This window comes from Streptomyces sp. NPDC013187 (assembly GCF_042899705.1).
Taxonomy (GTDB): domain Bacteria; phylum Actinomycetota; class Actinomycetes; order Streptomycetales; family Streptomycetaceae; genus Streptomyces; species Streptomyces hawaiiensis_A.
This window is the reverse complement of sequence record NZ_JBIBAF010000031.1, coordinates 16,576-38,568: the sequence shown is the minus strand read 5'-3', so window position 1 is coordinate 38,568 and position 21,993 is coordinate 16,576. Positions and strand designations below refer to the sequence as shown.

General features: G+C 69.5%; 19 protein-coding genes and 2 pseudogenes. 12 read left to right on the top strand and 9 right to left on the bottom strand.

Going from position 1 to position 21,993, the window contains the following annotated elements:
* Window positions 1–173: 173 nt before the first annotated feature.
* The 6 genes from ACFY5B_RS38760 (at window position 174) to ACFY5B_RS38735 (ending at window position 8,109) form a co-directional block, all read left to right on the top strand.
* Window positions 174–3,326: a glycosyl hydrolase 115 family protein gene (locus tag ACFY5B_RS38760; protein ID WP_389979741.1), complete on the top strand. Its 3,153-nt coding sequence runs from the start codon at window positions 174–176 to the stop codon at window positions 3,324–3,326.
* A gap of 43 nt (window positions 3,327–3,369) precedes the next feature.
* Window positions 3,370–4,743 (top strand): SGNH/GDSL hydrolase family protein, encoded by a 1,374-nt coding sequence (locus tag ACFY5B_RS38755; RefSeq protein WP_389979738.1) that lies wholly within the window; start codon window positions 3,370–3,372, stop codon window positions 4,741–4,743.
* A 1,047-nt stretch (window positions 4,744–5,790) separates the two neighbouring features.
* Window positions 5,791–6,219, top strand: a complete 429-nt coding sequence (locus ACFY5B_RS38750) for a hypothetical protein (RefSeq protein ID WP_389979735.1) — start codon at window positions 5,791–5,793, stop codon at window positions 6,217–6,219.
* 76 nt (window positions 6,220–6,295) lie between these two features.
* The gene (locus ACFY5B_RS38745; protein WP_389979732.1) at window positions 6,296–6,937 is read left to right on the top strand and encodes a hypothetical protein; all 642 of its coding nucleotides are present in this window, start codon (window positions 6,296–6,298) and stop codon (window positions 6,935–6,937) included.
* A gap of 36 nt (window positions 6,938–6,973) precedes the next feature.
* Window positions 6,974–7,615: a hypothetical protein gene (locus ACFY5B_RS38740; RefSeq protein WP_389979729.1), complete on the top strand. Its 642-nt coding sequence runs from the start codon at window positions 6,974–6,976 to the stop codon at window positions 7,613–7,615.
* A gap of 29 nt (window positions 7,616–7,644) precedes the next feature.
* Window positions 7,645–8,109, top strand: a complete 465-nt coding sequence (locus ACFY5B_RS38735; RefSeq protein ID WP_389979726.1) for a hypothetical protein — start codon at window positions 7,645–7,647, stop codon at window positions 8,107–8,109.
* A 334-nt stretch (window positions 8,110–8,443) separates the two neighbouring features.
* On the opposite strand, the pseudogene ACFY5B_RS38730 reads toward ACFY5B_RS38735, so the two are convergent.
* Window positions 8,444–8,608: pseudogene (locus tag ACFY5B_RS38730) on the bottom strand (pirin family protein); the annotation flags it as partial.
* Window positions 8,609–8,977: 369 nt separating this feature from the next.
* Between ACFY5B_RS38730 and ACFY5B_RS38725 the strand changes: the two are divergent.
* Window positions 8,978–9,193 carry a hypothetical protein gene (locus ACFY5B_RS38725; RefSeq protein ID WP_389979723.1) on the top strand — a complete coding sequence of 72 codons (216 nt, stop codon included), beginning with the start codon at window positions 8,978–8,980 and terminating at the stop codon, window positions 9,191–9,193.
* 163 nt (window positions 9,194–9,356) lie between these two features.
* Here the strand turns inward: ACFY5B_RS38725 and ACFY5B_RS38720 are convergent, their stop codons facing one another.
* The 5 genes from ACFY5B_RS38720 to ACFY5B_RS38700 form a co-directional block, all read right to left on the bottom strand.
* Entirely contained in the window at window positions 9,357–9,464 is a 108-nt protein-coding gene (locus ACFY5B_RS38720) for an alpha/beta hydrolase (protein ID WP_389979766.1), read from the bottom strand.
* Between the two features lie 71 nt (window positions 9,465–9,535).
* Window positions 9,536–10,858 (bottom strand): diaminopimelate decarboxylase, encoded by a 1,323-nt coding sequence (locus ACFY5B_RS38715; RefSeq protein ID WP_389979720.1) that lies wholly within the window; start codon window positions 10,856–10,858, stop codon window positions 9,536–9,538.
* Between the two features lie 194 nt (window positions 10,859–11,052).
* The gene (locus tag ACFY5B_RS38710) at window positions 11,053–12,642 is read right to left on the bottom strand and encodes a PucR family transcriptional regulator (protein ID WP_389979718.1); all 1,590 of its coding nucleotides are present in this window, start codon (window positions 12,640–12,642) and stop codon (window positions 11,053–11,055) included.
* A 481-nt stretch (window positions 12,643–13,123) separates the two neighbouring features.
* Window positions 13,124–15,136 carry an FtsX-like permease family protein gene (locus tag ACFY5B_RS38705; protein WP_389979715.1) on the bottom strand — a complete coding sequence of 671 codons (2,013 nt, stop codon included), beginning with the start codon at window positions 15,134–15,136 and terminating at the stop codon, window positions 13,124–13,126.
* Window positions 15,133–15,855, bottom strand: a complete 723-nt coding sequence (locus tag ACFY5B_RS38700) for an ABC transporter ATP-binding protein (protein ID WP_389979712.1) — start codon at window positions 15,853–15,855, stop codon at window positions 15,133–15,135. Before ACFY5B_RS38700 ends, ACFY5B_RS38705 begins: the two co-directional genes overlap by 4 nt.
* A 39-nt stretch (window positions 15,856–15,894) precedes the next feature.
* On the opposite strand from ACFY5B_RS38700, the gene ACFY5B_RS38695 reads away from it, so the two are divergent.
* The 5 genes and pseudogenes from ACFY5B_RS38695 (at window position 15,895) to ACFY5B_RS38675 (ending at window position 19,095) form a co-directional block, all read left to right on the top strand.
* Window positions 15,895–17,214 carry a sensor histidine kinase gene (locus tag ACFY5B_RS38695; RefSeq protein WP_389979709.1) on the top strand — a complete coding sequence of 440 codons (1,320 nt, stop codon included), beginning with the start codon at window positions 15,895–15,897 and terminating at the stop codon, window positions 17,212–17,214.
* The gene (locus tag ACFY5B_RS38690; protein WP_389979706.1) at window positions 17,211–17,870 is read left to right on the top strand and encodes a response regulator; all 660 of its coding nucleotides are present in this window, start codon (window positions 17,211–17,213) and stop codon (window positions 17,868–17,870) included. The genes ACFY5B_RS38695 and ACFY5B_RS38690 overlap by 4 nt, the downstream gene beginning before the upstream one ends.
* Before the next feature lie 9 nt (window positions 17,871–17,879).
* Window positions 17,880–18,116, top strand: a pseudogene (locus tag ACFY5B_RS38685) (IS5/IS1182 family transposase); the annotation flags it as partial.
* A 368-nt stretch (window positions 18,117–18,484) separates the two neighbouring features.
* Window positions 18,485–18,625 (top strand): transposase, encoded by a 141-nt coding sequence (locus ACFY5B_RS38680; protein ID WP_389979763.1) that lies wholly within the window; start codon window positions 18,485–18,487, stop codon window positions 18,623–18,625.
* On the top strand, window positions 18,592–19,095 hold the full coding sequence (locus ACFY5B_RS38675; RefSeq protein ID WP_389979703.1) for a transposase: 504 nt from the start codon (window positions 18,592–18,594) through the stop codon (window positions 19,093–19,095). The genes ACFY5B_RS38680 and ACFY5B_RS38675 overlap by 34 nt, the downstream gene beginning before the upstream one ends.
* A gap of 95 nt (window positions 19,096–19,190) precedes the next feature.
* Here the strand turns inward: ACFY5B_RS38675 and ACFY5B_RS38670 are convergent, their stop codons facing one another.
* From ACFY5B_RS38670 to ACFY5B_RS38660, 3 genes are read right to left on the bottom strand one after another with little or no spacing between them, the layout of a single operon-like run.
* Complete coding sequence (locus ACFY5B_RS38670; RefSeq protein WP_389979700.1) at window positions 19,191–19,484, bottom strand: MFS transporter; 294 nt, start codon at window positions 19,482–19,484, stop codon at window positions 19,191–19,193.
* Window positions 19,484–21,064 (bottom strand): phenylacetic acid degradation bifunctional protein PaaZ, encoded by a 1,581-nt coding sequence (paaZ, locus tag ACFY5B_RS38665; RefSeq protein WP_389979698.1) that lies wholly within the window; start codon window positions 21,062–21,064, stop codon window positions 19,484–19,486. The genes ACFY5B_RS38670 and paaZ overlap by 1 nt, the downstream gene beginning before the upstream one ends.
* 50 nt (window positions 21,065–21,114) lie before the next feature.
* The gene (locus ACFY5B_RS38660) at window positions 21,115–21,975 is read right to left on the bottom strand and encodes a VOC family protein (RefSeq protein WP_389979695.1); all 861 of its coding nucleotides are present in this window, start codon (window positions 21,973–21,975) and stop codon (window positions 21,115–21,117) included.
* Between the last annotated feature and the right edge of the window lie 18 nt (window positions 21,976–21,993).

The following is a 21,993-nucleotide window of genomic DNA, read 5'->3' as shown; positions in this document are numbered from 1 at the left end:
CGCACTGCGTAAATCCGCACGTCGCCAGCGTCTTGACCCGGACGAGCGGGCAGCTCTACATTCCCCGAGGCGGTTCGCAAGCATGGCGTCCGTCCATGTATGTGAACATGTCGAGGCTCGGTCGTTCTAAAGATTCGGACAGTCCACCTAACCTTTCGCGGCTAGGAGTTCGCATGGACGAAACCGCCAGACCCCCGCTGAGCCGACGATCGGTTCTGGGCTGGGCCGCGGGCGCGGCCGCTCTTGCCGGCCCGCTCGCCTCCATGGCGGCGTGTGCCGGCGAGGCTTCCGCCGCCGGCCGCGCATCGCGTCCCACGGACCCCGGGGCGTACATCTCCTTCACGCCGTCCTCGGACAGCTTCCCCCTGGTGCGTTCCGGTCGCGCCGTACCGCTGGTGGTCAGCGGCAACGACTGGCCCGGAGTGATCCGCGTGGCAGGTGATCTGCAGAGCGACATCCAGCGGGTGACCGGAGTGCGGCCGGCCCTCGTCCGGGATCAGGCACCGAACGCTCCGGAGATCGCCATCATCGGGACCATCGGCCGGAGCCCGCTCATCGACCAGCTCATCGCCGCCGGGAAACTCGATGTGAAAGCCATCCGGGGCAAATGGGAAACGTCCCTCCAGACCGTGGTGGACCGGCCGATGCCGGGGGTCGGGCGAGCTTTCGTGATCGCCGGCAGTGATCAGCGCGGCACCGTCTTCGGCGCCTACGACGTATCACGCGGCATCGGGGTGTCCCCCTGGCACTACTGGGACGACGTCGTGCCCGTCCACCGGGACGCCCTGTACGTCCTTCCCGGCGCGCACACCCAGGGCACACCGGCGGTGAGGTACCGCGGCTTCTTCATCAACGACGAGAACCCAGCCCTCGGCACCTGGGCGCCTGCTACGTTCGGGCCGGGCAAGGCGCCTGGTTTCCCGGGCGGATTCAACTCCGCGTTCCACGAGAAGATCTTCGAGCTGCTGCTGCGCCTGAAGGGCAACTACCTGTGGCCCGCCGTGTGGGGCCGGGCCTTCGCCGAGGACGATCCCGGCAACCACGCCACCGCGAAGAAGTACGGCATCGTGATGGGGACGTCCCACGAGGCGCCGATGATGCGCGGCATCGAAGAATGGAACCGCCACGCGAAGGCCGCCGTGCGGGACGGCAACGGCACCGTCGTCACCCCGGGGCACGACCCCTACGGCGGCACCGGCGAATGGTCCTTCCGCTACAACGCCGAGGCCCTCAAGGCGTATTGGCGCGACGGCATCCGGCGGATGGTCGACGAGGACTTCGAGGGAGTGGTGACCCTCGGCATGCGCGGCAACGGCGACACCGCGCTCAGCGACGGCGACGGCATCGAGCTGATGCAGCAGATCATCACCGCCCAGCGCAAGATCCTCGCCGAGGTCACCGGCAAGGACCTCACCACCATCCCCCAGGTCTGGACGATGTACAAAGAGGTGCAGCGCTACTGGGACCGGGGGCTGCGCGCACCCGACGACGTCACCGTCGTCTTCACCGACGACAACTGGGGCAACGTCCGCAAGCTGCCGGACACCGCCGCCGACCCGCGCTCCGGCGGCTACGGGCTCTACTACCACTTCGACTACGTGGGTGGCAGCCGCAGCTACAAGTGGATCGACACCAACGCCCTGCCCAACATCTGGGACCAGCTCCACCAGACGTACGCCCATGGCGGCCGCGGACTGTGGGTGACCAACGCGGGTGACGTCAAGGGGAACGAGCGCCCCACGCAGTTCTTCCTCGACTACGCCTGGGATCCCGACCGTTGGAGCCCCGAGACACTCGCGGAGTGGGATCTGCGGTTCGCGCGGCAGAACTTCGACGGCCGGCTCGCCGGCGACATCGCCGAGGTACTGCGCGGCTACGAGCGGTTACAAGCGCGTCGGAAACCGGAGCTGCTCAACCGCCGCCAGACCCTCGACCCAGCGAAGGATCCCGCGAGTGCGTCCGCGGTCGTCACGAACGACCGGGCCACCCCCTTCAGCCAGACCGACTACCGGGAGCTCGAGCGGGTCACTCAGGAGTGGCAGGACCTGGCGAAACGGGCCGACGCGGTCGCGTCCAAGCTGCCCGCGAGCAACCGGGACGCGTGGTTCGAGCTGGTGGGATACGCGGTGCTGGCCACGGCGAACCTGTACCTGCTGCGGCGGGCGCAGTTCACCAATCTCCTCCACGCCGCTCAGGGCAGGTCCGGCACCAACGCCCTGGCCGATGCCGCGGAGGCCCGGCTGGCCGACGACTTCGCACTGGCCGACCGTTTCAACCAGCGGATCGCCGGCGGGAAATGGAAGGGCTTCCAGACCCAGACCCACATCGGATACGGCGACAAGGAACGCTACGGGGCCAACGCCTCCTGGGCCGACCCGCCCCAGCCCGACCAGATCTACCCGGCCGTCCGGCGGATCACCGTGCCGACCGGAGCGGCCATGGGCGTGGCCGTCGAAGGCTCCGACCGATGGTGGCCACAGGAGCAGGGCGAGGCGGTTCTGCCCGCTTTCAGCCCCTACCAGGCGCAGCCGAAGCAGTACATCGACCTCTTCAATCGCGGAGCCACTTCCTTCAGCTATGCCGTCACAACCGGCGCGCCCTGGCTGACCGTCGACCGGCCCCGCGGCACCGTCACCACGGAGCAGCGGGTCGTCCTCAGCGTCGACTGGCGCCGTGCCCCCAAGGGAACCCGCCGTGTTCCGGTCACCCTCACCGGTTCGGAGGGCACGACGGTCACCGTGCAGGCAGCCGTCGACAACCCGGGTGTCCCCCGGTCTCAGCTGTCCGGATTCGTCGAGGCGAACGGCTATGTCGCCATCGAGGCCGCGCACTTCACCCGCAACGTCCCCGCAGACGGCGTCTCCTGGCGGCGCGTCCCCGGCATCGGCCGCACCGGCGACGGCCTGGAGCCCTTTCCCGTCACCGCCGCCCGTCAGCCCGTGGGCTCCGGGCCCCGGCTCGAGTACGACCTCAGTCTCTTCACCACCGGGACCGTCACGGTCTGGGCCCATCTCGCCCCGCGCAACGCGGCGTTGCCCGCTCCCGGCCTCCGCTACGCTGTGTCCTTCGACGACCAGGTGCCCCAGAGTGTGGACATCATCGCCGCCACGGGTTCCAGCGACGCCACCATGAACAACCAGTGGGGTCGCAACACCGCGGACAACGTCAACCGCACCAGTACGACGCACCGCATCGGCACCGCCGGGCGGCACGTACTGAAGTTCTGGATGGTCGACCCCACCGTGGTCCTCAACAAGATCGTCATCGACACGGGCGGCTTGAAGTACAGCTACCTCGGTCCACCGGAGAGCACGCGACTGACCTGACCGGCCGGAAGCACATGCCCGCACAGACGGAGGCGGTTCCTTCATGAGACGAAGATCAGCGCTGGTGAGTGTCATCGTCACCCCGGCGGTAGCCGCCGTGGGTCTCTCGACACCCGCGGCGGTGGGTGCGGCGCGTGACGAGGCGACCCGCTCGCCCGGCTACCCCACCCCGACGACGCAAGGCGCCCACTGGGTCAACACATGGACCGCCATGCCGCAGTTGACCGAACCCGCCAACATGCCACCGGCCCCGTTCACCCAGGGCAACCGTGTCTTCGCCGACGTCACTCTGCGCCAGACGGTGCGCGTGTCGGTGGGCGGGCGGTACACCCGGATACGCCTCTCGAACGCGTTCGGGGGTACGCACCTGCCCATCACCGCCGCCGCCGTGGCATTGCCGGCGGACGGCAGGGCGGGTGTCAGCGCCATCGTGCCCGGCAGCACACACCCGCTGACGTTCGGCGGGCACCCGGGCCTCACCATCGCCAAGGGCGCGCAGGGGGTCAGCGACCCACTGGACTTCGAGGTCCGGCCGGGGAGCAATCTGACCGTCACGCTCTACCTGGCCGAGGGCCAGGCCTCAAGCTCCATCACCTCGCACCCCGGCTCGAGAACGACCTCCTACATGCTGGCCGGTGACCATGTCGGCGACAGCGACCTGCCGGGTGCCACCCCGGTCGATCACTGGTATTTCCTCAGCGGCGTCGAGGCGTGGTCCACGCGCACCACCGCCGCGGCCGTGATGCTGGGTGACTCCCTCACCGACGGGCGTGGGTCCACCACCAACATGAACAACCGGTGGCCCGACCAGCTCCTCAATCGGCTCCAGTCCCGGCCCGCCACCTCCGGCATCGCGATCCTCAACCAAGCGGCGGGAGGCAACCGGATCCTCAACGACGGACTGGGCCCCAACGCCCTGGCCCGCCTCGACCGTGACGTGCTGGCCCAGAGCGGCGTCAGCTGGCTGTTCGTCTTCCACGGCGTCAACGACATCCCCGGCGGAACCACGGAGTCCTCCGCGCAGCAGGTCACGGCCGACCTCATCAACGCCTACCAGCAGATCATCACCCGAGCACATGCCCAGGGCATCCGCGTCTACGGAGCCACGCTCACCCCCTTCGGGGGGAATGGCTACGACGACGCCGCCGGCCTCCACGAGTCCTCCCGCCAGGCAGTCAACCAGTGGATCCGCACCAGCGGCCGCTTCGACGCCGTCATCGACTTCGACCAGGTGGTCCGCGACCCTCAGAACCCCCGCCGGCTCTCCCCCGCGTACGACGTCGGCGACCACCTCCACCTCAACCCCGCCGGCTACCGGGCCCTCGCCGACGCAATCCCGGCCAAGCTCTTCCAGCAGACGCAGACACCGCCAGGATTCCCTCTGACCGAACCAGGCGACCGCACCTTGCCTGCGTAGACGCCACCTTCGTAGTGCACGGTCTGCCGGGCGGCGACAACTGGGATTGATGACTGCGGCTGACCGGCCCGATCAATCTCCTGGGGCCGAAATGACGTGGCCAAGGTTCCGCTCTGAGGCGCCCGGCCCTGGAAGTCGACGGGGTCCGCGCCCACAGCCGCTGGGACGCCCCGATTCGCGCGATCCCTCCGGCATGGATCAGAGAAGGAAAAGAGTTCTGTGAGCTTGTACGTGCGGCCGGGTGATCGAAGCTCGGCGACCACCCCGCACAAAGAACAGACACGCCTCGGCGGGGCAGCCAGCCGCTCAGAGTGAGCGTAGCGGCGCACTCGTTTCATATCGCTCCTCTGCAATGTGCCGGGATCGGCGGGCCCTGCACCGCGGGTTTGGCCTCTTGCCTCGTGACGGGCCTCGGCCCCGCGCGCACCTGGCTGCGTCTTTCGGCCTCGTGCGTCCAGGCCACGCCGACCCTCGAGGCGCCTGCTTCGTTTTGATCGCGGCGGCTGGGCGTGGTGCCGGACAACGAGGCCTCGCAAACCGAGTTGATCGCCGTAGGCGCAGGGGGTGCCAATCAACTGCGACTCGGAAAGCCTGGGGCGGCAAGGTCGACTGTCCGGCACAGAACCACTGGGAGAGCAGCGCGCATGGCTCTGTCACATCACGGCCGCGCCCACCCTGGGCGCTCTGGCAGCTCTTCCCGCCACTCGGGCCCACGAGACCGGCCTCGCGTTCGGCGGGGCGTCCACCCGATCTCATAGGTGAGCGTTGCTCCTCTCCTTCTCAGAAGCGCGGCGACAACCACCTTCCGTACATGTTCTGCTCACCTTCTCGCTGTCTGCCGATCCTGCCGATAACGCGGCGAGGGCCGCTTCCACCTGCCCGAAATCAAATGCATTTCAGCGTGCATAAAATTCCCCCTTCAAGGCTTGACTCGCAATCCGGCAAGCCACATATTGATTCCGCCGAGCAGGCCTTCTCAGGTCAAGCCGGTATTCATCAGGGCCTGTTGGACCTTGATCGTCTCCACGAACAGAAAGGGAAGAAGAGATGGCGAACGTACGCCGACACACACGCGTGGCAATTCTGGGCCTCGCGGTTGCGGCAGCAGTGATCACGCTGCCCGGGACGGCCCAGGCGCAGTCCGGATCCCGCATATGCGGAAATTATTGGGATGCGAGGGCCAACGGTAAGACGGTCGGGCGGGTTGCCAAGGTGCTGGAAGTCCCCAAGGTCGACTTCAATATCTGCCTGCGCGTCATAGACCACACGAACAGCATCGGCAATATGCAGCTCCCGGGCTACAAGGGAAAGGTGACCTGGAACCCTCGACAGGTGATCCGGTCCTACACCTGCGAGGAGGCCGGCAACCTGTTCAACCAGAAGTACGGGGCCGATCCCTGCAACAAGATGAACAGGGTGGACCTGATCGGTCAGGTGAACGGCCGTCACGCCGCCGTGTGGTCGCAGGTGTACTGAGGGCGGCACATATCCACGCGCATTCAGACGTCACAGACGTCACCCTGCAGCAATAAGCCAAAGAAGAGAGAAAGTAATGCACGGCAAAGTCATCGGGCAGCGCGTCGTGATGTGCGGGGCCCTTATCGCCGCTACGGCGGTCTGCATGACCGGTACGGCGAACGCGGCGACGACCGCGTGCTTCAGCCAGAGCTACTCCGACGGCGCGAAGATCGTCCCCGGTACGGGAGGCGGGCACGTGACCCGCGCGATCACCCTCCAGAAGGCGCGCAACACCTGGGACGACTGGGTGTGGCGCGGCACGAAGGCCCAGTGCGCCCGCGACGGAGACCCCTGCCCCTACTCGTGGGACGAATCGGAGAGCAAAACCGTCAGTTGGTCCGTCGGTGGCGGTACGTCCCTCGGTAACGCCTCCTCGCCGACAGGCAAGTGGCTCAACGTCGTACTTCCTCTGACCGTCGGCTACCAGAAAACCACCACGGTCTCCAAGACCGTCAGCATCGGCGTCACCGCCAAGCCCGGGCAGACGGCGCAGCCCGTCATGATCGCGGTCCGCCGCTGGACCCAGGGCAACTGGGCCGGCGGCTGGGTCCGCACGAACCGGGGCTGCCAGTCCGGAACCACCTACGAGTGGAACGGCAACGCCAGGTTCGGCAACTGGAGCAGAAACGTGTTCGTGGAGAAGAAGGTCGGCTGGGCCATCAACGGCCGCATCTGACCCGCACTCGACGGCAGCAGAAGAAAGGAGCTTACGGTGCACGGCAAAGTCATCGGGCAGCGCGTTGTGATGTGCGGGGCCCTTATCGCCGCGACGGCGGTCTGCATGACCGGTACGGCGAACGCGGCGACGACCGCGTGCTTCAGCCAGAGCTACTCCGACGGCGCGAAGATCGTCCCCGGCACGGGAGGCGGGCACGTGACCCGCGCGATCACCCTCCAGAAGGCGCGCAACACCTGGGACGACTGGGTGTGGCGCGGCACCAAGGCCCAGTGCGCCCGCGACGGAGACCCCTGCCCCTACTCGTGGTCGGAATCGGAAACCGTGAACACCGGTTGGGCCGTCGGTGGCGGTACCGATCTCGGTAACAGCAGTTCACCGAGCAAGAAGTGGTACAACGTCGTGCTCCCCCTGGTGGTCGGTTACCAGAAGACCACCGAGATTTCCAAGACCGTCAGCATCGGCGTCACCGCCAAGCCCGGGCAGACGGCGCAGCCCGTCATGATCGCGGTCCGCCGCTGGACCCAGGGCAACTGGGCCGGCGGCTGGGTCCGCACGAACCGGGGCTGCCAGTCCGGAACCACCTACGAGTGGAACGGCAACGCCAGGTTCGGCAACTGGAGCAGAAACGTGTTCGTAGAGAAGAAGGTCGGCTGGGCCATCAACGGCCGCATCTGACCTGCTTTCGAACAGCAAGGAGGCACACCATGCAGTCGAAGAGCACGAAGCGTACGAAGCGCCGCACAGCGACGCTCGCAGCAATCGCCATGACATCCGGGGCGATGTTCACGGTCATGGCTCCCGGGATGGCTGAAGCCCAGTCAGGATCGCGCATCTGCGGCAACTGGTGGGCCGGCACCTACAACGGCGGCACTCAAGAGGTCATCTGGTCCAGAGTGATCGAGGTGCCCAAGACCGACGGCATCGCCTGCCAGCGCGCGATCGACAGGACCGACAAGGTCGGCACCACGACCTTGCCGCAGCGCATCAAGAACTTCAAGGACCTGAAGTGGGGCAGCCGGCAGCGGATATCGGGCTGGTCCTGCGAGTCGTACTCCCAGGAACTGCTGAGCGCCAAGTACGGCGACGACGTGTGCCTCAAGATGACTCGTGCGGATACAGCCGTCGAGGTCAACAACCGTACGATCAGCCACTTCTGGGTCGACAACTGACCATTCGGCACCGCGCAGCCGGGGCTCGGCGCGCATCACAGGCCCGCGCCGCCGAGTGAGACGACCAGCGGCCCCACTCGCGCCAGTGGGGCCGCTGGTCGAACCTCATGTACCGCACCGTCGTCCGTCCACCCCCCTGCCTGCCGTGACGACACCACCCGACAGGTCGAGCATCCCCCACCCGGTCTCGGGCAGAGCACCTTGCTCGATTCGGAGGTGAATGACCTCAGAAGAGGGCCGCTCACCCTGTCCTGACGAGGCGTCAGCAAAGTCAAGTAGGGATTCCCGACCGCCTGCCCATCAGCAGCCACCGCCGCTGACGCATTTCCGCAGCTCAGCGCACCCTTCCCCGCGGTTTCAACGGCACCGGCGGCAGTTCCGGTGCGGGCAGGGGGGCACCGTCGTACCCCTTCACCTCCCCGAACCGCGTGCCCTCCATCCAGTCCCGCCGCGCCTGCTCGATCTCCCCTTGCGACCGCCCGATCCAGTTCCAGAACATAGCGAACCCTGCCCGCATCAGTGCAGGTCAGCGGCGTTCCGGACCGCGGACGGTTAGCAAACTGTCAGCATCGGTCCCGGAGGAGTCTGCCACCGTGAGTTCCAATGCCTTGGTTCGTGGGATGGGGTCGTTTTTCAAGGAGTGTGAGCATCCGCGGTCGCGGTGGTCGAGGTGTCCTCACCCGTACAAGGTGCGGTATCGGTCGGCGGCGGGGAGGCAGGTGAAGGAGTCCGGGTTCGCGACCCAGGACAAGGCGATCGCGCGTTTGACGGAGGTCTACAACGCGAAGAAGGCTGCGCCGCGGGGGCAGGCGAAGGCGGAACGGATCGCGAGGTACGGGGCGATGCGGTTCGAGGAGTACGCCGCGCAGTGGGCCACACCCCTCAGCGCAACGGCGGCACCCACTCGTTCGCTGCGCCGGCGGTGGACAGGACTCTGAAGCCGGGCGCCACCGCCACGTACAAGGTGAAGGTGTCCCTGCCCAAGAGCTGGGACAAGAAGGTCACCCACCTCAAAGCCGAAGCGGGTGCCGAGGGCGAGGGCTGGAGCTACTTCCTCCCTGTCGGCTTCAAGGTGGCGCGCTGACAGGAGGAGTCCGGAACCGGGCCGCCGTGCACGCCCTGTGACGGGCGAAGCGGACCCGCAGGGTTCCGCCTGGGGTCTGGCGCCGGTAACAAAAGCCTCGTGAACCGGACATGGAGGCGACGGGCCTCCAGGTCCGGCCAGCGCTTCATGATGCGAGGAGCCCCTACGCGCGGCAGGTGGTGTCCCGGGCGGGCAGCCGGCCCTCGGCCAGGTAGGTGTTCACCGTGGCGGTGACACAGGCGGGGGCCCCAGGGGAAGCCGTAGACGGCATGGCCCCGGCCGCCGTCGACCTGGAGCTGGTGAACGTCACCTCGACGCTCTTCGCCACCCTCTGATGCGACACTAACTCATGACATCGGTGCCGCTTCTGCTCAGCAGGTGGTCCATGGTCTCGGCGGAACGCAGGAGCTGGAAGCCGATACTCCCGTCGGTAGCTGTGCGGCCACCGTAGACGGCAGGCTCGAGCATGCCGTTGAAATGGTAAGGGGCGGAGAAGCAATAGGCGCCGGTGTCGAGGACGGCCACGATGTCGCCCGGGGAGAGCTCGGGCAGAGGACGGGCTCGCGCGATCATGTCGCCCGCGAAACAAAGAGGGCCCGCGATGTCCTGGGCCGTCAGCGGGCCGGTCTTGGTGGTGCCCGTGGGGTGGTGGGCGGTGACGCGCAGGGGCCAGGAGTCGGGCTGGAACACGGTGCGCGTGGCGACGTGGGCACCGGCGTGAGTGATGGCGATCGGGCGTTCCCCGGCGGTCTTCGTGTACTCGACGTAGGCGGCGGTGAAGCCGTTCTTGGAGAGCAGGGAGTGGCCGAACTCGGTGATGATCCGGTAGTCACCGGTGAACAGGCCCGGCGCGTGGTCACGCAACCGGGCGACGTAGGTGTCGAAGCCGGGGGCGCTGTCGTCGCTGCCGAAGTCGACCGGCAGTCCCCCGCCGATGTCGATACCGACGATCTGCCGTCGGCCGAGTTCGGCGTTGACCTTGTCGGCGAACGCGACGGTCTTGGCGATGCCCTGGGCGATCAGGTCGAGCGGACACCCTTGCGATCCGACGTGCGCGTGCAGCCAGGTCAGCCAGGGATGCTCTCGGTACGCCCGCAGGAGTCGATCGACATTGCCGTTGTCCTCCAGGGCTATGCCGAACTTGGACGTGGCGGTGGCGGTGCTGCTCAGGGCGATCGAGCCGGCGCCGACCTGGGGATTGATCCGGATGCCGATACGCGATGTCGACGAGCGGGTCGCGAGGATCTTGTCGATGCGGGCCAGTTCCTGGAAGTTGTCCGCGTTCACCGCGACACCGAGTTCGAGTGCCTGAAGGAGTTCGGCGCGGGTTTTCAGCGGCGAGTCGAACACGATCTGTTCGGGGGCGAAGCCGGCGGCCAGTGCCTGGGCGAGCTCGCCCGCGCTGGCCACTTCACAGCCCATGCCGAGCCTGCGGAGCTCTTGGAGCAGCGGCACCAGGGGGTTCGCTTTCGCCGCGAACACATGCTGCACGGAGACCGACGACGGGAAGGCGTTCTGAAGGGCCGCGACGCTGTCGGCTACGCCGTCGAGGTCGACGAACCCCGCCAGCGGAGCGTCGTCGGCGTCGAGGAGCCGCTGCTGTACCGCGGCGCTCAGGATGCGCTCACGCCGCTGTGCTGCCTGGGAAAGAGTCACCTTTTGCACCTTCCGAGTCGGTGCGCCCGGGGGGGACTGGGCGCGCAAGGACCAGGTTTCCGGACTGCCGCGACCGCGTCTTCGTCCTGGAAGGCACACCTTCTCGGGGTGAGCTGTGCCTGCGGACAGGGACCGTGAGCCCTCCGCTGGCGGTTGTGCCCGGCCACGAAGCCGACCCGTGGCAATGGTGCGCGGCGACAAGTTCAGCCGTCGCCGGAGCCGCCGCGGTCCATCAGCCGCAGCTGCAACTGGGCCAGGAGACGGGCCTCGGGGTCGTCGAGGCGGATGCCGCACACCTCGCGCAGCCTCCGGATCCGGTACCGGAAGGTGTTGGGGTGGACGCCCAGCGCCCGGGCTGCCGCGGGGACGTCCGAGAAGTGGTCGAGGTAGGCGCGCAGGGTGTCCACCAGGCCGCCGTCGTGTTCGGCGTCGTATGTTGCCAGACGCGTCACCGGCAGCTCCGGTGGCAGGGGTACTTCGCGCAGCGCGTCCAGGATGCGCAGCAATGTCGCTGTCTCGGCCACCTCACCCAGCCGCGCGACCGCTCGGGACGTGCTGCCGGACAGAAGCGCCCGCAGTGCCAGATCGGCCGTGCGTCGGGACTCGACCGCCCGGTGCAGATCCGCCGCCACCTCTCCGACACCGATCCACACCTTTGCGCCGACCATTGCCGACAGGTGTCCGGCAAGGGACTCGGCCAGCCGCGTCACCTGCGCCGTGGCTCGCTGAGAGTCCGGCAGCAGGTCGCCCAGGAGCACGAGCACCCCACCGGGGACTGCCACCACGACTGCCTGATACTCCTGTGCGGCACAGTGCAGGGCCACCAGGTCCGGCAGGCGATCCTCTCCCCGACCCCTGCCCGGACCGGGCGCGGCGCGCACCGCCAAGACCGCGCACCGGCCGTCGACAGGCAGCCCCGCGGATGCCGCCAGAGCTTCGGCGGAGCCCGAACCGTCCAGGACAGCACGTGCGGCTTCCTGGACGGCCCGCAGGTGACCGGCCCGCCGAGAGCGGTGATGGAGCAGATGCGGAGCCGCGGCCCGGGCGGCCGCCCGCAGGTCGTCCGCGGCCGTCTCCGGCAGCGGACGCCCGGCAGGCGCCACCCAGATCGATCCCAGAACCTCACTGCCGGCGGTGACCGCGATGGCCAGCCGCTCGGGGAGATCCTCTTCAGCCGGTCGACGCACCACGTCCCCTGAACCCCACAGGACGCGGAAGAACCCGCTCTTCCGCATCGCCGCCACCGTCGAAGCCGGCACCCGGCGACCGAGAATGGTGCGTCGGCGCATCTCGTCCACGTCCTCGTCCGTGGACGAGTAGGCAAGCACCCGCGACTGCGGATCCTCGATCGTCACCGCCCCGCCGACCGTCGCCGCCACCGCATCGGCCAACCCCTCCAGGTCACCCAGGGCCACCTGGGCGAACGGCGGATCGGCCTGGTAGCCGGCGGCAGCCAGCCCCGCGCGGAGCAGCCCCACCAGTTGCACCCATCCCACCCACGCCGGGCGGAAGAGCACCGCCACGCCCGCAGCCTCGGCCGCTCCACGCAACTCCGAACTCGCCGACTCCGGTCCGTCAGGACCGAAGACCACTGCCACGGCCCCGGACCGACCGGCGGCCCGGACCACATCGACCGCCGCACTCGACCGCGAGTCGACCCCGACCGCCAGCAGCACCTCTCCTGGCCTTATCTCCGGCTCCAACACGTCCCAGACAGTCACGCCTCGCACCGAAACCGCCACGCCGTGCGGAGCCGTGACCAGCTTCAGGGCACCGGCCCCTACCGCCGACATCAGACCGTCCAGAGTCGGACCCCGCTGCGGCGAAGACTCAGGCCGGAAAGAACCACCTGACTGCATCAGACCCTCCGCATTCAAGATCAGGTTTCCCGACTGCTTCGCCCGCCAGGGCCCGACCGGAGCAGTCGTGGAAAGCCGGGTGGACAAGCATTACCCCTGCCTACCCTCAGTCACAGCGCTTGGGGCCAGGCTTACAGGATGTCCTACGTGGTGACGGACTGTGAGAGATCGTTACACCGCTGATTCCGCCGTCGAAGTGCGACCGCAGGGCGAGGGAGTGCAAGACACGACTGATTGGCGACGTGGGCAGCGAACGGCTCCCGGGGCCGCGTAGGCCGCGGCCGACCAAAGCGCCGGGCGCACGCCGCCTGCCAGCTCACCGGCTCTGCCCCGGCTACTTTGCCGAGGCCTCACGTCATCGGCGCCTCCGCTCGCGCGGCGGGGACCGGGCCGTCGGGCTCAGCCCCCGCAGTGCTCACTCTCCCCGCACCCCTGCCTGCCGGGTGACCGCGTGCAGGAGAGAACGGCTCAGCCCGCCGGCCGCCAGGATCCCGCCGACCCCGGCGGCGCAGCACGCCGCGAGAACGATCAAGCCGCGTGCGTCGAACGACGAGTCGCCGCCCGCGAGCATCATCGATCCCCCGCACAGCAGTCCTGCCGCGAGAGCGCCGCCTGCCAGCACCGTGACCGGGATCAGGGTCTCCCGGCTGCGGGCGGTGTCCAGGACCCGCAGTGGGGTCCCGGCCAGGTGCAGCAGGGCGTAGGTGCGGCGGCGGTCCAGGACGCCTGCGGCCGCGGTGATGCCGGCCGAGGTGATGGCGACGGTGAAGGTCACCACGAGCACGACCCGGGTGATGGTGTTGAAGTCCTGGGTGAACTGTGCCTCGGACCAGTTCACGTCGGTGGTGGTGAGGGGGTACTGGTCGGGTGTCAGGCCGGTCAGCGCGGTGCGGGCGCGGTCCAGTTCGGCCGGGCCGCCGGAGACGGTGGCGGTGATCTGGCGGCTGTCGTCGTAGGGGCCCGTGGCTACGAAGCCGTCGTCCACGCCGATCACGGCGCTCACTCCGGCGGCGTGCAGGCGCTGTTCGGCCTGCGTCCGCATCTGGGTCACCTTGTGGGCCGGGACGGCGATGGCGAGCTGGTCGGGCCGTCCTCCCCAGGGGGGAGTGCTGTCCATGCTGAGCAGGGCGAAGAAGCCGGCGACGAAACCGGCCAGAGTGAGCCCGGAGACGATCCGCCAGGCGGCCTTCGGATCGTCCAGGAGCCGGCGCCCGGCCAGCAGTGTCGCCGGCCGCTTGGCCAGGGCGGTGACGATCCTGCCGAGCAGCCGGACCACCCAGGGCCCGATCACGGCCAGCGCCAGGAAGAGTGCGGCGAACGCGGAGAGCGCCACGACGTCGTCACTGCCGTACTGCTTGGTGATCCAGCCGTATACGGCGACGACGGCCACGAAAACCACCGCCCGCACGGCGCTCGCTTTCCGGCTGGTCGAGCGGCGTGCCACGCCCAGCGGGCCGACGACCACCTGGCGCAGTCCGGCGAGCGCGCTGATGACGACCAGCGCGATCACTCCGGCCATGACCGCCAGCAGTGGCGGTGCGCCGATCCACAGGTCGGCCAGGTACCAGGCGCCGCCCGCGAGCGGCAGGCTCGCCGCCACCGGCAGCAGCACCGCGTAGCCCACGGCACCGAGCAGCGCTCCGGCCGTTCCGGTGAGCAGCGCCTCGGCGGTCGTCATTCCGGCGATGCGGCCCGGCGTGGCGCCGATCAGGCGCAGCGCGGCGAGGCGCTGGTCGCGGCGGGAGACCGACAGCCGCGCGGCGGAGGCTCCCAGCACCAGCAGCGGAACGATGACGAGGATGGTGGCGAGCCGGGCCAAGGACTCGTACATGCGGCCGGTGCCGTCCGCCAGCGGCCCACCGGTGAAGGAGGCGACGCGGGTGGGGGAGGCTATGTCCCCGACGCGGCGCGGGTCGGGCTCGCGCGGGGTGGTGACCGCCGGGTCGGTGGAGCGGTGTCCGATCACCGCGACGAGTTCGCCGGGGTGGGCCAGTGCCGCGCGGCCCAGGGTGCCGGTGGGCGTGCCGGGGATCGGGTGGCGGTCGGCGGGCAGCCGGTCGAGCAGGGCGCCGAGCGCGGGGGAGACCCACAGCTCGCCGGGGGCGGGGAAGCGGTCGAGGCCGGGCGGGGCGGGTGCGGCGCGTCCGGGCAGCTGGGCGACGTCGACGACGGTGACCGGCTCACCCCCGGTGAACGTGGTTCCGACCGCTTGGACGGCCACCGGGTGGGAGGATGTCACCGGGGTGCGCCAGTCGGTGCGGTCCGCGCGGTGCTGGAAGCCCAGGTTCATCGCGACGCACAGCAGGAGCAGTGTGGTGGACACGGCCGCCGCCGCGACCGCGAGCCCGATGGCGAGCAGGCCGGTGCGGCCACCGGCCCGGGTGAGCCGCCAGGTCAGTGTCCAGGTGGTGCGGTCCAGTGCCTTCATCGCCGGTACCCCGCCTTCGACTCCGAGCCGGTGTCCGTCGCGGAGTGCGCATGGGCCAGCCGTCCGTCGCGGACGTGTACCGTGCGGTCACACCAGCGGGCCACGTTCGCGTCGTGGGTGACCAGGACCAGGGCGGTGTTCTGGCGGCGGCTGACCTCCGTCAGCAGTTGGATCACGTCCATGCCGGTGGCCTGGTCCAGCGCGCCGGTCGGCTCGTCGGCGAAGATCACCTTCGGCTTACCGACCAGGGCCCGGGCGATGGCCACCCGCTGCGCCTGGCCCCCGGACAGCTGCCCGGGACGCCGGTCCTCCAGGCCTGTGAGGCCCAGCGGACCGAACCACTGCCGGGCCTGCTCGACGGCCGCCCGGCGCGGCGTGCCGCCGAGCATCAGCGGCAGGGCCACGTTCTCGTCGGCGGGCAGTTCCGGCAGCAGCTGACCGGACTGGAAGACGAAGCCGAAGGCGGTGCGGCGCAGTTCACTGCGGGCCGGTTCGCGGAGCTGGTCGATCCGCTTGCCGTCCAGCACAACCTCACCGGAGTCGGGCCGTTCGATGCCGGCCAGGCAGTGCAGCAGGGTGGATTTGCCGGAGCCGGACGGGCCCATGACGGCCAGCGACTCGCCGGCCGGCACGTCGATGTCGACCCCGGCCAGGGCGCGGGCCATGCCGTAGGACTTGAACAGGCCGGTGCCGGTCAGGACGGCGCAGGTGGTGCTCATCGGGCGGACTCCCCGGAGGAAACGGTGATCATCAGATGCATGCCGCCCACGATCGGCGCGCACGGCACCCGCCTGGCTCGGCCGGACGGCCGGTTGTGGGGGCCGGACATCGGCCATTCGGCCGAGGCCGCCAGGAAGCACCGCTTCCGTATCCTGCGGGACGTGAACTCCGAGAATTCGCTGCCCCGCCGGACACTGATCGTCGCAGGCTGGACCCTCCTGGGCTTGCTGGGCCTGTTCGACGTGTTTGTCCACGGAGTGCCTGAATTCCGCTGGACGAGTTTGCTGACGATGGTGTCCGGCCCGCTTGCCTGCCTGGCGCTGCTGTGGCCCGCTCGTCGGCCGAATGTGCAGGTACGTGCCGCGCTCGTCGCGGGTGGCTCGCTGGCCCTCACGACCGTGATCGTCACCTGGGCGAGTCCGGACCTAGACGACACGTTCGGGGTGCTGGAGAGTGTCGCTTCGCTGGTGCTGCTCTCCCGCGCGGTGGGGACGGTGCCGCGCCCGAGGAGGGGGGCGGCCGTGGCGGCCGCACTGGCTGTGGCGATCATCGCGATCCCGCTGCGCTTGATGCCGACCGACCTGTATTACGGCACCGACGACTTCGTCAACGGGTGCCTGGTGATGACGCTCGGCGTCGGCCTGGCTCTCGCATGGGGTGTGCGCACCCGGTTGCTGGAGGAGCGGCGGGCCCGCGACATCGCCGCCGTCCGCCAGCGTCAGCGCCTGGAACTCGCCCACGACCTGCACGACTTCGTCGCCCACCACGTCACCGGCATCATCGTCCAGGCCAACGCCGCACTGGCCCTCCAGCACAGCGCACCGGAACAGGTCGGCCCGCTGCTGGAGAACATCAGCCGGTCCGGATCGGAGACCCTGGACTCGATGCGCCGCCTGGTGCGGGTCCTGCGCGAGGACGACCACGACAGCATCCGGCCGGGGCAGCTGTGGAGCGAGCTCGCCCGCCTGGTCTCGGTGTTCTCCGCGGACGACACGGGCGTCCAGCTGCACGTGGCCGCGGCTGCCCGTGAGGTGCGACTGGCCCCCGAGGTGGAGACCTCCGTGCACCGGGTCGTGCAGGAAGCCCTGACCAACGTGCGCCGGCATGCTTCCGGCGCCGCGGTGGCCGTACGGGTCGACGTGGACGGGCCCCGGCTGCGGGTCGAGGTGCACAACACGGCACCCGCCGCACGCCAAGCCGTTCCGGTCGGCGGGCGCGGCGGCTTCGGGCTGGTCGGCCTGCGCGAACGCGTCGAAGCGGTGGAGGGCACGCTGACCGCCGTCCCCACCGACGACGGCGGCTGGCGGGTCACCGCCGCCTTCCCTGTGCTGGCCGCTGTGGAAGGATCACCGGCGTGAACGACACGGCGATCCGCGTACTGATCGCGGACGACCAGGAGCTGGTCCGCATGGGCTTCCGGCTGATCCTCGGCGCCCAGCCCGGCATCGAGGTGGTCGGCGAGGCCGCCGACGGCGCCGCCTGCGTGGAACTCGCCCGCCGGCTGCGGCCGGACGTGTGCCTGGTCGACATCCGGATGCCGAAACTGGACGGCCTGGACGTCACCCGGGCGCTGGCCGGACCCGGAGTCCACAACCCCATGCGGGTCGTGGTGATCACCACGTTCGACCAGGACGACTACGTGCACACCGCGTTGCGCAACGGGGCCTGCGGCTTCCTGCTCAAGGACGCCCCGCCCAGCCTGCTGATCGAGGCGGTGCGGGCCGCCGCCCGCGGCGACGCGCTGGTCTCCCCGGCCGTCACCGTCCGGCTGCTGAAGCAACTGTCCGCCGCGCGGCCCGAGCCGGAAGCCGCCTGCCCGCTGACCGAACGGGAACTGGACGTGGCCCGGCTGGTTGCGGTGGGCCGCACCAACCAGGAGATCTGCAAGCAGCTGGTGGTGTCGCTGTCCACCGTCAAGACGCACCTGACCAGCATCCAGCAGAAGATCGACGCCCGTAACCGGGTCGAGATCGCCGCCTGGGCGTGGGAGACCGGGATGGTCCGGGAGCGATAGGGCGGCGCCTTCACCGACGTCATGGCCCGCCTGCGAGTTCCCCGGCAGCGCGGACGCCCTCGCACCAGACCGGACGTGGTCCTGGCGGACAAGGCCCATTCCTCCCGCGCGATCCGCAGCCACCTGCGCAAGCGCGGCATCCGAGCAGTGATCCCGGTCCCGGCAGATCGGCGTGGCCACCGGCTGCGTCGAGGCAGCCGGGGCGGCAGGCCGCCAGCCTTCGACCGCGAGGCCTACAAGCAGCGCACCAGTCGTAGTCTGTATACAGAAGCGTGTGCGCATGGATGGACAGGGAGTCTCATGGCCCGGGCGACTGGCAAGAGCGAGGCGGTCTACGAGCGGCTGAAGGGTGACATCGAGTCGCTCCGGATGCGGCCGGGGGCCAAGCTGAGTGAGGTGCCGTCTTCGGGAGGCAGGCGTCGACGGGCCGATGATCCGGATCGACACGCTGTGCGGGCGCCTGGCGCTGCCGACCACTTATCGGCTGAGCCGGTTCGTGACGGATCCGGCGCGGGAGTCCGAGCACGAGCACTCTGATCATTGATCTTGTGGCAGGTCGAGGTGAGTTGACGTACGCGGCGTGGGAGCGAATAGAGCCCCTGTTGCCGCAGTTGATGGGCGTGGTCGTCCGTGCGGTGATCACCGGCAGGTGGTCAACGGGGGTGCTGTGGCGGCTGCGGACCGGGGCCCCGTGGCGAGATCTGCCTGAGCGGTACGGACCGTGGCAGACCGTCTACGAGCGATTCGCCCGCTGAGAGGCGGTGGGACCTGGACGAAGCTGCTGGAACACGTCCAGGTCCGCGACGACTCGGTGGGCCGGGTGGAGTGGAGTGTCGCCGTCGATTCCACGGTCAACCGGGCCCACCAGCATGCGGCCGGCGCCCGAAAAGGGGCAGGCGACGGGGACGAACTGGAACATCCGGTCAGCTCGCAAGCGCGCCAGCCCCTCGGCCGGTCCCGAGGCGGGCTGACCACCAAGGGCCACCTCGCCATTGATGGTCGGGGCCTGCCGTTGTCAATCGTGCTCACGCCCGGCAACACCAACGACGCCACCGCCTTCGGCCAGGTACTCGACGGGATTCGCGTCCCGCGCGCCACCACCGGCCGGCCCCGCACGGCGCCAGTGCGAGTGCTCGGCGATAGCGCATATTCAGCAGGGCGATCCGGCACCTTCCGCGGCGCCGGGGCATCGCTGCCACGATCCCCGAGCGCCGGGACCAGGTGACAAACCACCGGCGACGTGGAATTCACGGTGGCCGCCTGGCAGCCCTGTCCCTGTGGCTCCGCGAACCCGCCAGGTGATCATTTGTCAGACACCCCCTAGGCCAGCAGGGGTCGACGCCGGCCCCAGTGGTCCGACAGCGGCCCGATGACCAGTTGTCCTACGGCCAGGCCGGTCATGAACGTGATCAGCGTCAGTTGGATGCCGGTGGTCGAGGCGTGGAGATCACGCGCCATGCGGGGGAACGCCGACAGATACATGTCGATGGCCAGCGGTGAGACTCCGTAGGCCAGGGCGAGCGCCGACAGCATCGGCGCCGGCAGGTCCGTTCCCCGTTCTTCGGGTGCGGCGCGCCTGCTGCACCCTTCGGTCCGTGCCCCGCGTTCGGCCATCACGCGGAGTCGACCGACGGGCCCGTGGGCGTGGTCCGGAGCAGGTCCAGAATCCTGGGCGATGCCTGGAGTGCCGTGCGCTGCATCAGGTCCACGACACCGCGTGTGCCCGCCATCTCCGATCCCCCGCCGGCCCGGCCGGGGCCCCCGTGGCGCAGGGCGGGGAGCGGGGAGCCGTGTCCGGTGGTCTGTGCCATGTTCGTCGAGTCCAGCAGGTGGAGCCGCCCGTGCCAGGGTGCCGCCTCGCGAATGAAGGCGGTCGTCCAGGCGAGGTCGTCGCCGACCAGGGAGGCGGCGAGGCTGCCCCGGCCGCGCGCGATCAGGTCCGTGGCATGGGCCGTGTCGGTGTACGCCAGCACGGTCGCGGCCGGGCCGAAGGGCTCCACCTCGTGGGGTGCGGCCGCCTCCGGGTCCGCGGAGATCAGCAGTGTGTCCAGGAAGGCGCCCCGCTCGGGGTCGGCGTCCACCACACGCACCTTGTCCGGGTCGCCGTACACGAAGCGGCCGGATGCGGCGATGGTGCGCACCGCCCGTCGTACGTCGTCGCGCTGGGCGAGGCTGACGACCGCGCCCATCCGTACGCCCTCCGTGGCGGGGTTGCCGATGGTCACGTCGGCGAGCTCGGCGGCGAGGGCGTCCAGGGCGGCGGCTTCGTGCTCGCTGGGGACGAGGACGCGGCGGATGGCGGTGCACTTCTGGCCCGCCTTGACGGTCATCTCGGTCACGACCTCGCGTACGAACGCGTCGAACAGCGGTGATCCCGGTGTGACGTCCGGAGCCAGCACGATGGCGTTGACGGAGTCGGCCTCGGCGTTGAAGCGCACGGAGCGGGCGACCACGTTGGGGTGCGTGCGCAGCGTCGCGGCGGTGGCGGCGGAGCCGGTGAAGGAGAGGACGTCCTGTTCGCCGAGCAGGTCGAGGGCCGGGCGCACCGAGCCGACGACGAGTTGCAGCGCACCGGGTGGCAGGACACCGGCGTCGGTGACGATCCGGATCAGGCGCTCGGTGAGGTACGCGGTCGGGGTGGCCGGCTTCACCACGCTGGGCATGCCCGCCAGCACCGCCTGGGCGAGCTTTTCCAGGGGCGCCCACACGGGGAAGTTGAAGGCGTTGACCTGGAGCATCAGGCCCGGGGAGGGCGTGACGAGATGAACGCCCAGGAAGTCCTCGCCCCTGGCCAGGCGTTCGGCGGGGCCTTCGATCAGGTGGGGTGTGTCCGGGAGTTCGGTGCGGGCGCGGGCGGCGTAGTCGCGCAGGACGCGGATGCCGCCGTCGATGTCGTAGCGGGCGTCGTTGAGGGTGGCTCCAGCGCGGGCCGAGAGGGCGTACAGCTCCTCACGGCGGGCGCGGACGGCTGCGGCGAGCGCGTCCAGCAGGTCGGCGCGCTGGTGGAAGGTCAGTCCTCGCAGGGCGGGTCCGCCGTGGGCGCGGGCGTGGTCGAACGCGGCCGCGAGGTCGAGGCCTTGGGAGGAGACGCGGCAGACGGTCTCGCCGGTGACGGCGTCGTGCACGTCAACGGCCGTCGTGTCGGCCGCCGTCGGGGTGACCCAGGTGTCCTGCAGATAGCTCTCGAGAAGCATGGGGGTTCGGCCCGCCTTTCTTCGGAGGGGTCCAGGGAGGTGAAGTCGGGCTAGGAGACCGGGTGGTGGCCCCAGATGTCGGCCGTGTAGGTGCGGCTGACCCAGGTCTCCTCGTCGACCTGGATGCCGCCCGCGCCGATTTCGATGCCGAAGCCGGCCGGTGAGCGCATGTAGAAGGAGAACATCCCGTCGTTGGAGTGCTTGCCGAGTGTGGCCATGAGCTTGACGTCGTGCTCGCGCGTGCGGTCCAGGGCGCGGCCGACCTCTTCCGGGGTGCTCACCTCGCACAGGATGTGGTGGGTGCCCTCGTTCTTGTGCGAGCGGACGAAGGCGACGCTGTGGTGGCGGGGGTTGCAGCCCAGGAAGTAGAAGGTGCCCCAGGGGAAGTCGGCGGTGTCGCTGAGCCGGAAGCCCAGGACGTCGCGGTAGAAGTCGACCGCCTCCTGCACGTGCGGCGTCTTCATCACGACGTGCCCGAGCCCCTGATCACCGGTCACGAAGTCGACGCCGAGCGGGGAGACGAACTGGCTCGCTCCGAGACGACGGCCGCAGAACAACTCGGTGCGGATGCCGACCGGTCCGGTGAAGTGCACCAGCCGGGCCACCTGGCGCTCTCTGCACTCCTCCTCGGTGCCCGCCGTCACATCGACGCCGGCCTCCTTCAGCCGCACGGTCATCTCGTCGACGGCGGCGGCGTCGCGGACCTCCCAGCCGATGACCGTGACGCCACCGGTCTGTGTCTGCGTCAGCCACATGCGGAACGGATGCTGGTCCATTCGCAGCCGGTAGCGCACCGGGCCCTCGGGCTCACCGTCCTCGACGGCGAGGCCTATCACGTTCCGGGCGTACTCCGCCCACGCGGTCGGATCGGGCGTGCCGATCCCTACGTAACCAAGGCTCTGGATCGTCATGACGAGGACGGTATTTGT